Origin of the sequence: Streptomyces sp. NPDC001985 (genome assembly GCF_040296845.1) — a bacterium.
Classification (GTDB): Bacteria; Actinomycetota; Actinomycetes; order Streptomycetales; family Streptomycetaceae; genus Streptomyces.
Genome location: NZ_JBEOYB010000058.1, coordinates 1 through 11,751, shown reverse-complemented (window position 1 = coordinate 11,751; position 11,751 = coordinate 1). Strand labels below are relative to the sequence as shown.

The 11,751-nt window shown below is 70.9% G+C and carries 11 protein-coding genes; 2 read left to right on the top strand and 9 right to left on the bottom strand.

The window, feature by feature from the left end; genetic code table 11:
• Nucleotides 1-16 precede the first annotated feature (16 nt).
• Nucleotides 17-970: a sterol desaturase family protein gene (locus ABT122_RS24235; protein ID WP_351555982.1), complete on the bottom strand. Its 954-nt coding sequence runs from the start codon at nucleotides 968-970 to the stop codon at nucleotides 17-19.
• Nucleotides 971-1,595: 625 nt separating this feature from the next.
• On the opposite strand from ABT122_RS24235, the gene ABT122_RS24230 reads away from it, so the two are divergent.
• Together ABT122_RS24230 and msuE are read left to right on the top strand one after the other, a co-directional pair.
• Nucleotides 1,596-2,663, top strand: coding sequence for an LLM class flavin-dependent oxidoreductase (locus ABT122_RS24230; RefSeq protein WP_351555980.1), 1,068 nt, complete (start codon nucleotides 1,596-1,598; stop codon nucleotides 2,661-2,663).
• A complete protein-coding gene (gene msuE, locus ABT122_RS24225; RefSeq protein ID WP_351555978.1) occupies nucleotides 2,660-3,226 on the top strand; it encodes an FMN reductase in 567 nt (188 codons plus the stop codon). Before ABT122_RS24230 ends, msuE begins: the two co-directional genes overlap by 4 nt.
• Before the next feature lie 110 nt (nucleotides 3,227-3,336).
• Here the strand turns inward: msuE and ABT122_RS24220 are convergent, their stop codons facing one another.
• From ABT122_RS24220 to ABT122_RS24185, 8 genes are all read right to left on the bottom strand, one after another.
• Nucleotides 3,337-3,894: a MarR family winged helix-turn-helix transcriptional regulator gene (locus ABT122_RS24220; protein WP_351555975.1), complete on the bottom strand. Its 558-nt coding sequence runs from the start codon at nucleotides 3,892-3,894 to the stop codon at nucleotides 3,337-3,339.
• Between the two features lie 133 nt (nucleotides 3,895-4,027).
• Complete coding sequence (locus ABT122_RS24215; protein ID WP_351555972.1) at nucleotides 4,028-5,194, bottom strand: NAD(P)-dependent alcohol dehydrogenase; 1,167 nt, start codon at nucleotides 5,192-5,194, stop codon at nucleotides 4,028-4,030.
• Between the two features lie 534 nt (nucleotides 5,195-5,728).
• Entirely contained in the window at nucleotides 5,729-6,493 is a 765-nt protein-coding gene (locus tag ABT122_RS24210; protein ID WP_351555969.1) for an ABC transporter ATP-binding protein, read from the bottom strand.
• Nucleotides 6,490-7,290, bottom strand: a complete 801-nt coding sequence (locus ABT122_RS24205) for an ATP-binding cassette domain-containing protein (RefSeq protein WP_351555966.1) — start codon at nucleotides 7,288-7,290, stop codon at nucleotides 6,490-6,492. Before ABT122_RS24205 ends, ABT122_RS24210 begins: the two co-directional genes overlap by 4 nt.
• Entirely contained in the window at nucleotides 7,287-8,114 is an 828-nt protein-coding gene (locus tag ABT122_RS24200; protein WP_351555963.1) for an ABC transporter permease, read from the bottom strand. Before ABT122_RS24200 ends, ABT122_RS24205 begins: the two co-directional genes overlap by 4 nt.
• Complete coding sequence (locus ABT122_RS24195) at nucleotides 8,111-9,076, bottom strand: ABC transporter permease (RefSeq protein ID WP_351555960.1); 966 nt, start codon at nucleotides 9,074-9,076, stop codon at nucleotides 8,111-8,113. Before ABT122_RS24195 ends, ABT122_RS24200 begins: the two co-directional genes overlap by 4 nt.
• Nucleotides 9,076-10,590, bottom strand: coding sequence for an ABC transporter substrate-binding protein (locus ABT122_RS24190; protein WP_351555957.1), 1,515 nt, complete (start codon nucleotides 10,588-10,590; stop codon nucleotides 9,076-9,078). The genes ABT122_RS24195 and ABT122_RS24190 overlap by 1 nt, the downstream gene beginning before the upstream one ends.
• A 44-nt stretch (nucleotides 10,591-10,634) precedes the next feature.
• The gene (locus ABT122_RS24185) at nucleotides 10,635-11,375 is read right to left on the bottom strand and encodes a DUF1684 domain-containing protein (protein WP_351555955.1); all 741 of its coding nucleotides are present in this window, start codon (nucleotides 11,373-11,375) and stop codon (nucleotides 10,635-10,637) included.
• Between the last annotated feature and the right edge of the window lie 376 nt (nucleotides 11,376-11,751).

The following is an 11,751-nucleotide window of genomic DNA, read 5'->3' as shown; positions in this document are numbered from 1 at the left end:
GCTCCGGAGGAACCCGTCAGACGGGTCCGCCGCCGGTCCGCCGGGGGCGGCGGACGGGGTGGAGCAGGCCGGCGAGAATATCGCCGGTATCGGGAAAGGACGCCGGATCACTCAGTCCGACGGCGACCGGTTCCCGTCCGGGCCGCCAGGTGTAACTGCCGAAGAGGTGGTCCCAGACCGACAGATCGGAACCGTAGTGACCCGCTTCGGACAGAGCGGTGCTGTGGTGCAGTCGGTGCTGTTCCGGGCTGGCGAGGAAATGGTTCAGCCTGCCGATGCGCACATCGATATTGGCGTGGACAAAGTAGCCCTGCGCGGTCACGAAGAGCCCGACCACGAACACTGAGGCGCGGGAGAACCCGGCCAGGGCGAGGGCCAGTTGAACGACTCCCTGGGCAAGAACGATATCGAGAACGTGATTGACGCCGTTGTTGGCGACATTGACCTTCGGCGGGACATGATGCACACCGTGCAGCCGCCACAGCAGGGGGCTGGTGTGGCCGAGCCGGTGCACGAGATAGCTGGCGAGTGAACCGAGCAGCAGGGCGCCGGGGATCTCGGCCCAGAGCCGGAGCGGCGGCCCGGCGGGTGAGACGGCGGCGACCACGGCGGTCACCAGGGCCTGTGCGAGGGCGCTGCCGACCATGGTGAGCAGGAAGTAGGCGCCGTACCAGCGCCATTCGCGGCGGCTGGGGTGCCAGTCGCGGTTGTGTGGAATGAGTTGTTCGAGCGCGGTCAGATAGAGCAGGACGCCCACGAGGAAGAGCGGGCTGATCCGGGTGGGCTCCCATCCGAGTGCCAGGGTGGCCGTGCCCACCGCCGCCGTGGCGGCGAGGAGACAGGGGTAGGCGGTGGCGCGGAGCGCGGACCTTCCGGGGCGGAGCGGTGGGCGTGTGCGGGACGCGCGCCCGGGGGCGGGCACGGGGGCGGGGTCCACCTCACCACCGGACGATATTCCGTTCTCTTCCATCCATGGCTCCTCTGCAAGAGGCACGGCACAGCGAAACGAGCGCGGACAGAGAGCAGAGCGGACATCACGGCCGGGGGTATCAGCTCCCGGCCCTGTGCGGATTTCCGCGATGACACAGGCCGAACAGTGTGCGAGAAATCGTCAACTGCCCGGCGGTAGCGGTGACTTCGCGTGTGATGGGAATCCCAGAAATTTTTCGACAGGATGCCCCTGGACGCTACCAGCTCTATCCAGTTGCCATTGGACAGGATTTCCACCGGAAGAGGAATAGGGCGGGACACTTTTAGTCAATGTGGGTTACATAGTGTTATTAGTGGTTCATGGGAGAACGGCGCGGGCCGCCCGGCGGAGGTGGCCCCGGCTCCGGCGGCGCACGGCACCGGGGGGCGGCGGTGGCCGATGCCCCGGCGAGGCCCTCGACCACCTCCGCCGGCGCCCGAGCCGCCGCGACGGCGATCAAGGGGAAGGCGGCCGGCCCGGTGGGCGGCAGGGGCGCGGACCGGGCCCCGTGACCGGCGTCACCGGAGGGGAACCCCGGGGTGGCACCCGGCCGGGGAATAACCGGCCCCACTCCCCATGTTGTTCGTTGCGCAAGTAACGATATCTCCTGGACGGGGCTCACGTCATGGCCTTTGAACTCGGCATCTACCACTTCGGCGAGCTGACACCGGACCCGGTGACCCAGCTTCCGCCCGCGCCCGGTCACCGGCTCCGGGAGCTGGTGGAGCAGGCGAAGGCGGCCGACGAGGCGGGGCTCGACATCTTCGCGGTGGGCGAGCACCACCGTACGGACTTCGCGGTGTCCTCCCCGGCGGTCGTCCTGGCCGCGATGGCGGAGAACACCCGGCGGATCAAGCTCTCCAGCGCCGTGACCGTGCTCAGCTCGGACGACCCGGTACGGGTGTTCCAGCAGTTCGCCACCCTCGATCTGCTCTCCGGGGGCCGGGCGGAGATCATCGCGGGCCGGGGCTCGTACATCGAGTCCTTCCCGGTCTTCGGCTACGACCTGAACGACTACGCGGAACTCTTCGCCGAGAAGCTCGACCTGCTGCTCCGGCTCCGCGAGGAGAACCCCCTCACCTGGGAGGGCTCGCTGCGGCCCGCGCTGGTGAACGGCGACATCACCCCGAGGCCCGACCGCGAGCTGCCCGTCTGGGTCGCGGTGGGCGGCACACCCGCGTCCGTCGTACGCGCCGGGCGGCTCGGGCTGCCGCTCTCGCTGGCGATCATCGGCGGCGGCTACCGGCAGTTCGCCCCCTTCGTCGATCTCTACCGGCAGGCGGCCGCCGAGGCCGGGCACGACCCGCGGACCCTGAAGGTGTCGATCAACTCGCCGGGCTTCGTCGCCGCCACCCACGAGGAGGCCATCGAGGTCTCGCACCCCTCCTTCCAGGCGGGGTGGATGGCCAACCACCACCAGCGCGGCCAGGGCGTCCCGATGCCCAAGCGGGCCTATGAGGCGCAGGCCACACCCGGGGGCGCGTTCTTCCTGGGGAGCCCCCAGGAGATCGTCGACAAGATCATGGCCCAGTACCGGCTCTTCGGCCACGACCGCATGATGATCCAGCTCGGCTTCGGCAATGTGCCGCAGAAGGAGGCGCTGAAGGCGATCGAGCTGCTCGGCTCCGAGGTCGCCCCGGTGGTGCGCCGGGAGATCGCGTCCCTCCGGGAGAGCGCGGAGGCGACGGCATGACCGGGCCCCTGAGGGTGGTCGCGGTGGTCGGCAGCCTCCGCTCCCCGTCGAAGACGACGGCGCTGGTGGAGCTGATGCTCGACACCCTGGCGGCGCGGACGGGGACGGAGGCGCGGCTGATCGAGCTGCACACCCTCGGCCCGGCGGTGACCGGCGCGGTGGAGCGCGAGCAGGCGGGCCCCGAGGCCGAGGAGGCCCTGCGGGCCGTGGAGGAGGCCGACCTCGTGATCGCCGCGACGCCGGTGTTCCGCGGCTCCTACACCGGGCTGTTCAAGCACTTCTTCGATCTCGTCGACCAGTACGGGCTCGCGGCCAAGCCCGTGCTGCTGGCGGCGACCGGGGGCAGTGACCGGCACGCCCTGGTGATCGACCACGCGATGCGCCCGCTCTTCGCCTTCCTCCAGGCGTGGACCGCGCCGGCCGGGGTCTATCTCAGCTCGGGCGACTTCGACGGAACCACCATCCTCAACCCGGAGGTGTACGAGCGGGTCGAGATGGCGGTCGCCGATGTGGTCCCGGTGGCCCGGGCGCTGCGCACGGCCCGGACGGCCGCCGCGCACTGAGGCCGGTGGCACGGGGAGCGCCCGGTGGGACCGCTTGCGCGGCGGTCCCACCGGGCGTTCCCGTTCCCGTGCCGGTATCCGTGCCGTCGGCGGACGGCGGACGGCGGAGGTCAGCAGGTGCCGGCGCGGTCGTCGAAGCCGAGGGTGCGCCAGATGCCGGCGAGCGCGGTGAGCTGCTCCTCGGTGAGCCGGTCGAGGAACTCGCCGCGGAGGCTGGTGAGGTGGACCTTGCGGGCGCGGCGGTAGGCCTTCTTGCCGGCGTCGGTGAGGACGGCGTCGAAGCCGCGGGCGTCGGTGGGGCACTTCTCCCGTGCGACGAGTCCCTGGCGTTCGAGGTCGTCGACGATACGGGTGAGTCCGCTGCGGCTGATGAGCAGGGAGGCGGCGATGTCCTTCATCCGCAGCCGGTCCCCGGGGGCCTCGGCCAGGGTCAGCAGCACCTCGAAGGAGGAGAGCGGGATGCGCTCGGCGGCCACCAGTTCGGTGTCGAGCGTGCGCAGCAGCCTCATATGGGTGGAGAGAAGACCGAGCCAGACCGTCCGCTCGGTGTGGTTCAGCGGGCGGGAGGGCGAGGCCGCGCTCTCCCCGGCCGGGCCGGATCGATCGGCGGGGGCGCTCTCGGCGGGGCCGGGCTGTGCGCCGGTGGCGCTCTCGGTGTTCGGGCTCACAGCCTCTCCCAGGAAGGTTTCTTTCACACATGAGGATATCCGGACCGCGCACCGGTCCGGGCCCGGGGACGGACCCCGGGACAGGACCCCGGGCGCGGGCGGCCCGGGGTCCTTCGCGCGGGACGGCGCGCGGTCAGCTCCCGATACGGAGCACGGGCTTGATCACCGTTCCCGACCGGGTGTCGTCGACGGCCTCGTTGATCCGGTCGAAGCCGTAGGGGGTGATGAGCCGGTCGAAGGGGAAACGGCCGCTCCGGTACAACTCGATGAGCTGGGGGATGAAGAGCTGGGGGATCGAGTCGCCCTGGGCGATGCCGCGCAGGCTCCGGCCGCCGAGGAGCGCGTTCATGTTGACGGGGGCGTGGGCTCCGGCGGGGGCGCCGCCGATGAGGGCGGCGGTGCCGAGCGGGGCGAGGGCGTCGACGGCGAGGGTGAGCATCTCGGGCCGGGCGGTGATCTCCAGGACGTAGTCCGCGCCGCCGCCGGTGATCTCGCCGATCCGGGCGGCGGTGTCCTCGTCCCGGGCGTTGACGGTGTGGGTGGCGCCGAGTTCGCGGGCGAGGTCGAGCCGTTCGGCGACGATGTCGACCGCGATCACCGGGCTCGCGCCCGCGACCTTCGCCGCCATGACGGCGGCGAGACCCACGGTCCCGGTGCCGATGACCACGACCGAGGCCCCGGCCTCGACCCGGAGTGAGTTCAGTACGGCGCCGGCGCCGGTCTGGATGCCGCAGCCGAGCGGCGCGAGCAGCTCCAGCGGCACCTCGTCGCCGACCTTGACCACATTGCGCTCGGTGGCCAGGGAGTGGGTGGCGAACGACGACTGGCCGAAGAAGTGGCCGTGGATCTCCTCGCCGCCGGGGGCGCTGAGCGCGTTGCTGCGGTCGAGCCGCGCGCCGCCGAAGTTGAGCGGGAACGAGAGGGCGCAGTAGGCGGGGTTGCCGCTGCGGCAGGGTGCGCAGTGGCCGCACGCCTGATAGGACATCACCACCCGGTCACCGGGGGCCACGGTGGTGACCGCGCCGCCGACCCGCTCCACCACACCCGCGCCCTCGTGGCCGAGGACCGCGGGCAGCGGGGTGGGCAGATACTGGTCCCGGACGTGGATGTCCGTCTGGCAGACCCCGGTCGCGACCACCCGGACGAGGACCTCGTCCGGGCGCAGCCGGGTGTCGAGGGTGAGGGCCTCGAAGACGAACGGTCCGCCCTTCTCCCGGACCACCGCGGCCCGGACGGCGGTGGCCGACGGGTCGGGGTCGCCGGTGGTGCGGGGTGCGGGTGAACCCTCGACTGCCGTCATGATCACTTCTCCCAACCGGACCCCCTCCGCCGCGGCCGGGCGATCGGCCCGCCGTCGGGGGACGGGGTCCCTCAGCCGCCCATGGCGGCACGGAACGGATGCGAACGGGAATCCGGCCGTCGGGCGAGTCGCGCCCGACACCCTCATTTAGTTCGTTGCGCAACGAAGCATAAGCACGGTTTTCGGTCACGGTCAAACGCTGAGGGTGCCTCGGGGGGCATACGGGTGATGGTGGCGGCCGCGTGAAGCGCCCGGGCCCACGGGCGGGCCCGGCTCTCCGGTACGCGCACCTGCGCGGTGCGGGGTCCTGTGGCACGGGGTCCGTCCTCGAACGCCGGACGGACTGACATACCCAGTCCCTCCGGCGACTGAGCGCACCGCCCAGCCCCGCCGGGGGCCCGCAGCGTGCGGGTCTCCTGTCGCACAGGGTCCGTCCTCGAACGCCGGACCGGCTGGGATACACAGGCTCGGGCCACCCGTAGTGCGGGGCTCGTCCTCAAACGTTGGACCGGCTGACACTGGCGGGGCGAGGGGTCAGTGCGGCAGTCTCGGGACGCTCTCGACGAGACGGGCCGTGTACGGATGCGCGGGCTCCCCCAGCACCCGCGCGGTATCCCCCTCCTCCACAATCCGGCCCCCCTCCAGCACCACCGTCCGCTCACACAGCGCCGCCACCACCGACAGATCGTGAGAGACCATCACCAGCGTCAGCCCCTGCTCCTCCCGCAGCTCGTTGAGCAGATCCACGACCTTCACCCGCGTCGTCACGTCGAGCGCGCTCACCGGTTCGTCCGCGAGCAGCACCCGGGGGGAGCACACCGTCGCCCGGGCGATCGCGATGCGCTGCCGCTGCCCGCCGGAGAACTCGTGCGGATAGCGCTCGGCGGCGTCCGCGGGGAGGCCGACCCGCTCCAGCGCCGCCGCCACCTTGGGAACGGCCGACTGCCGGGTGTCCAGCCCGAGCGAGCGCAGCGGCTCCGCGACCGTGGCGCCGACGCTCCGGCGCGGGTCGAGCGAGGAGTACGGGTCCTGGAAGACGCACTGCACACCGCGCCGGAACCGGCGCATCATCTCCCGGTCGCCGAGGCGCAGCGGGTCCCCGTCGAAGCGGACCGTGCCCGAGGTGGGGCGGGTGAGCCCGAGCAGCAGCCGCAGCAGGGTCGTCTTGCCCGCGCCGGACTCGCCGACCAGGGCGAGGCTCCGCCCGCTCTCCACGGTGAGGCCGATCCCCTCCACCACGGGTGCGCGGGCGCCCCGGTAGGCGAAGGAGACATGGTCGAGTTCCAGTACGGGCGTCATCGCCCACCCCTCGCGTCGAGCGCCGATTCCAGCTGCCGCGCACTGGCCACCAGGGCCCGGGTGTACGGCTCGCGCGGGGCGGTGACGATCTCGCCCACCCCGCCTTCCTCCACGGCCCGGCCGTCCTTCATCACCAGCACCCGGTCGGCCACCTTCGCGACGACCGCGAGATCGTGGCTGACGAAGAGGACGGCCATCCCCCGTTCGCGTACCAGCGCGTCCAGCAGGTCGAGCAGTTCGGCCTGGACGGTGACGTCCAGCGCGGTGGTGGGCTCGTCCGCGATGAGCAGCTTCGGGTCGCAGGCGAGGGCCATGGCGAGGGCCAGGCGCTGGCGCTGGCCGCCGGACAGCTCGTGCGGGAAGGAGCGCGCGATGCGTTCGGGCTCGGGGAGCCGCACCTGCTCCAGTGCCGCCAGGACGGCCCCGCGCAGCTCCGCGCCCTTCAGCCCGCGGTGCCGGCGCAGGGGTCCGGCGAGCTGACGGCCGGCTCGCATCAGCGGGTCGAGCGCGGTCAGCGGCTCCTGGAAGACGATCGCGGCGTCCCGGCCGCGCACCTCCCTGAGCCGTCGCTCGCCGGCCCCGACCACCTGGGTCCCGGCGAGTTCGACACTGCCGCTCGCGGTCATGGTGCCGGGCAGCAGACCGAGCAGCGCCAGGGAGGTGAGGGACTTGCCGGAGCCCGACTCGCCGATGAGTCCGAGGCGCTCGCCGGGAGCGAGGGCGAAGGAGAGCCGGTCGACGAGGGTGCGCCCGTCCGCCGTGGTGATGGTGAGGTCGTGTACGCCGAGGATGTTCACGCGCGCCTCCGCCGGGCCGCCGGATCGAGGGTGTCGCGCAGTCCGTCGGCGATCAGGTTCACCCCGATGACGAGCAGGACGAGCAGGATGCCGGGGGCCAGGGCTCCGGCCGGGGCGGTGGTGAAGGTGGCCTGGGCCTCGTGGAGCATCCCTCCCCAGGAGGCGTTGGGCGCCGGGGCGCCGAGACCCAGATAGGAGAGACCCGCCTCGGCGAGGACCGCGAGGCCGAACTGGAGGGCCAGGTTCACCACGAGGGTGGGCCAGATGTTGGGCAGGATGTGCCCGGCGACGATCCGGGGCCAGGAGGTTCCGGAGGTGCGGGCGGCGGTGATGTAGTCCTGTGCCAGGACCCGTTTGACCAGGACCCGGACGAGCCGGCCCACCACCGCGCTCTGTGCCAGTCCGATCGCCAGCACCGCCGATCCCAGGGTGGCCGAGCGGGCGGCGACGATCAGCATCGCCAGCAGCAGGGTCGGGAAGGCGATGAGGATGTCGAGGAAGGCGGAGAGGGTGTCGTCCAGCCAGCCCTGGGCGAACGCCGCCAGCACCCCGAGGGTGACACCGACGGTGGCCGCGATGAGCACCGACCCCAGGCCCGCCTGGACGGCGATCCGGGAGCCGGTCATCAGCTGGGTGAAGAGGTCGCGGCCGAGTCTGTCGGTGCCGAGGAGGTGGTCCCCGGCGGGGGCGGTCAGCCGGCCGCCCGAGGTGTCGTCGGGGGCGTACGGCAGCCAGATCAGCGAGACCAGCGCGAGCAGGCCGATCGCCCCGGCCACCACCGAGCCGGTCAGCAGGGTGTACGAACGAGTGCGGGAACGTTTCACCGGTGACCTCCGGTGAGTCCGCCGCGCAGCCGCGGGTCGATAATCCGCTGGACGAGATCGGCGGCGAAACCGATGACGAGCACCGCGAGGGTGGAGACGAACAGCACGCCCTGGATGACCGGGTAGTCGTGCTGGTCGATACCGGTCGCGAGCAGCGAGCCGAGGCCGGGCAGGGCGAAGACGGACTCCACGACCACCGCGCCGAGCAGCGTGGAGGCCAGTTCGATGCCGAGGATGGAGATCACCGGTACGGAGGCGTTGCGCAGCCCGTGGCGCCACATCGCCCGCCCGAAGGAGGAACCCAGCGCCCGCGCGGTGCGCAGATAGTCGCTGTCCAGGACGTCGAGGGTCGCGGAGCGGACATAGCGGATCAGGGAGGCGCTCATCACCAGGGCGATGGTGAGGACGGGGAGGATCAGCGAGCGGACCGCATCGGCCGGCTGCGCCCAGCCGTCCGGCGGGAAGCCGCCGGCGGGCAGCCAGCGGGCGTTCAGCGCGAGGACGGCGATGAGGATCATGCCGAGCCAGAACACCGGGATGGCGATGCCGAGCTGGGAGACCCCGCTGAGCAGTGACCCGTACCAGGTGTGGCGGCGGTACGCGGCCACGAAGCCAGCCGGGACGGCGACCAGGACCGCCAGGACGAACGCGGCGAGCGTGAGCGGGACCGTCACATCGAGCCGGGCGGTGACCTCGGGGCCGACGGGCAGGGAGCTGACGAAGGAGGTGCCGAGATCGCCCCGGAGCAACTGCCCGATCCAGTGGGTGAACTGTTCGGGGAGCGGCTTGTCGGAGCCGATGGACCGGCGGGCCGCCGCTATCTGCTCGTCGGTGGCTCCCACGGCGGTGAGCGCGTTGGCGGGGTCCCCCGGCAGCATCCGCAGCAGCACGAAGAGGACGACGCTCGCCAGCGCCAGCGACACCAGGAGAAAGGCGAAGCGGCGCAGCAGGTAGCGCGCCATCAGCCCTTCTTGATGTCGTAGGCGTGGAACTGCGAGTTCAGCCCGTTGAGCGGGTAGCCGGAGAGCTTGCTGGAGGCGACCACGATCTGGGGGTACAGATAGAGCCAGTCGCTGGCCGCGTCCTCGGCGGTCCTGCGGTTGACCTTCTTCAGCAGCTCGGTCTGCTCGTCGGTGGTGGCGGCCCGCTCGGCCTGCTCCACCCACTTCGTGACCTGCTTGTCGTCGTAGCCCCAGTAGAAGTCGGGGTTGCCGTACCAGACCAGGTCGCGGTCGTTGACGTGCTCCTGGAGCGTGGCGCTGAAGGTCCGGTTCTTGTAGACCTTGGTGTACCACTCGTCCGAGGTGATGGTGTTGATCTTGACGTTGATGCCGACCTTGGCGAGCTGCGACTTGATGAAGGTCGCCGCCGTCGGGTGCGGGTCGTAGTTCGGGGTGTCGAGGGTGAAGTCGAAACCGTCCTCGTACCCGGCCTCGGCGAGGAGCTTCCTGGCGTGCCCGGGGTCGTGGGTGTCGATCGCGGTGAGGTCCTCGTACCACGGGTCGGTGGGCGGCACCATCGAGCCGATGAGCTTGCCCCGGCCGCCCCAGACGGACTCCAGCAGCTTCTTGTCGTCGATGGCCGCCGAGACGGCCCGGCGCACCTTGACGTCGTTGAAGGGCTTGACCCGGTCGTTGAAGGCGAGCAGCAGCTTGGTGGTCGAGTTGCCCTCGTTGACCTTGTAGGCGGGGTTGTTCTCGAACTGGTCGAGGGCGTCCGGGGACTGTCCGCTGGTGACGACGTCGACGGCATTGGTGAGCAGCGCGTTGTTGAGCGCGGTGGCGTCCTTGAAGTAGCGGAAGACGACCTGCTTGTTGGCGGCGGCGTCACCCCAGTAGCCGGGGAAGCGGTCGAGGCTCAGAGCCGATCCCCGGGTCCACTTGCCGAGGGTGTACGGGCCGGTGCCGTCCTCGCTCGTCCTGAGGTCGCGGGCCTCGGAGTTGATGATCCAGACGTAGGAGAGCTGGTAGACGAAGGAGATCGACTTCTGCTTCAGCCGCACGGTCACAGTGCGGGGGTCGGGGGTGGCGATGGAGTCGATGACGGAGAGGTTGGCCTTGCGCGCGGACTGCGAGTCCTTCGCGATCACCTTCTCCAGGCTGTACTTGACGTCCTCGCTGGTGAGCTTCTTGCCGCTGTGGAAGGTCACCTTGTCGCGCAGGGTGAAGGTGTAGGTGAGCCCGTCGCCGCTGACCTTGTGGTCCTGGGCGAGCAGCTTCTCGACCTCACCGTCGTCGGTGAGCTTGAACAGGCCCTCGTACACATTGCCGTTGAGCGCCTCGGTGACGCCCTGGCCGCCGCCCGCGGTGTTGTCGAGGTTCTGCGGCTCGTAGAGGGAGCCGATGTTCACCGTGGCGCCGGCGCCGGCCGCTCCGCCGGCGGAGCCGGTGCCGGTGGAGCCGCCGCAGGCGGCGAGGGTGAGGGAGAGGGTGACGGCGGTGGCCGCCGCGTACAGGGAGGACTTCTTCATGCTCATGAGGGTGCGCGTACTTTCGTGCTGCGGGGCGGGAAGTGGTCTGATCAGTTGCTGTCGGGGAAGCCGTCGCGGAAGACAGGGCGCTTCTCACCGGCCGGTACGGGCAGGTGGAAACGGTTCTGCCGCGGCGGCATCGGACAGTTGTACTGATCGGAGAATCCGCAGGGCGGCACGAACGCGCGGTTGAAGTCGAGCCGGACAGTGCCCTCGCCGGTGTGGGTGACGAAGAGGAAGCGGCCGGCGCCGTAGGTGGTGTCCCCATTGGTCGGGTCGCCGAAGACGAGCAGCAGGACGCCGTCGTCGTCGAAGGCGTTCAGGGTGTAGTCGCGGCCGTCCACGGTGAGGGAGATGTCCCCGGGGACGGCGAGATCGCGGCTGCCGCCATGGTCCCGTATGTGCTCGAAGGCCACTTTCCGGGCGCCGGGTATCGGGGTGTAGACGGCGTCCAGCACCCAGGCCGGGTCGTACGGAAAGACCTCGGTGTGGTCGAAGTGCCGGATCGCGGGCGCGTCCGCGTCCCAGAACCGCAGGCCGTGCTCCGGCTCCCCGGTGACCAGATCGGTCCGCCGGACCGTGGTGACGGTCACCCCCTCCGGCTGCCCGGCGCGGGCGGCGTCGAGATCGGGGCGCTCGCCGAGGGGGAGCCAGCGGGTTTCGACGAGGGCGAGGTTCCCGGTCGCGGAGGTGACCGACCGCCGGCGGTCGGCACACCAGGCCGCCCACTCCCCGGCGGGATCACGGGTCGGCTGATCAGGAACGGCGGAGTGCGGCACGGCGAGACTCATTCGCGTAGAGGTCCATGGCGACCACGCCGTTAAGTACCACTCGGCGTGAAGTTCAACCCAAAGCTTGTTCTTTATCAGCTATAAGGCGAACTAATGTCAAGTTGTGCCACATGGCGAGATGCTGACGGTGTCGGACCCCATGTCCCCTATCGGCCCGAGGGCGGGCGGGACGAAGGAGACATCCCGCTCATACCGATGTCGAAGCGGCGGGGGTCCTCGGGGATGTTGCGGTGCGGCACATCGGAGAGGCTCCCGGTGGAGCGGGTCAGGCGCGGGCCCCAGGCGGTGAAGGCGCTGTGCCACAGGACCCCGCATCCCGCGGGCCACGGTCGGGGGCCGGCCCCCCCACCCCCACCACGAGAACGCGACGCGGATG

Excerpts from the sequence above, each read along its gene's own strand:
- ABT122_RS24230 (WP_351555980.1), top strand. The coding sequence starts at position 1,596 with ATGGCCTTTGAACTCGGCATCTACCACTTCGGCGAGCTGACACCGGAC.
- ABT122_RS24210 (WP_351555969.1), bottom strand. The coding sequence starts at position 6,493 with ATGACGCCCGTACTGGAACTCGACCATGTCTCCTTCGCCTACCGGGGC.
- msuE (WP_351555978.1), top strand. The coding sequence starts at position 2,660 with ATGACCGGGCCCCTGAGGGTGGTCGCGGTGGTCGGCAGCCTCCGCTCC.
- ABT122_RS24190 (WP_351555957.1), bottom strand. The coding sequence starts at position 10,590 with ATGAGCATGAAGAAGTCCTCCCTGTACGCGGCGGCCACCGCCGTCACC.
- ABT122_RS24195 (WP_351555960.1), bottom strand. The coding sequence starts at position 9,076 with ATGGCGCGCTACCTGCTGCGCCGCTTCGCCTTTCTCCTGGTGTCGCTG.
- ABT122_RS24235 (WP_351555982.1), bottom strand. The coding sequence starts at position 970 with ATGGAAGAGAACGGAATATCGTCCGGTGGTGAGGTGGACCCCGCCCCC.
- ABT122_RS24215 (WP_351555972.1), bottom strand. The coding sequence starts at position 5,194 with ATGACGGCAGTCGAGGGTTCACCCGCACCCCGCACCACCGGCGACCCC.
- ABT122_RS24185 (WP_351555955.1), bottom strand. The coding sequence starts at position 11,375 with ATGAGTCTCGCCGTGCCGCACTCCGCCGTTCCTGATCAGCCGACCCGT.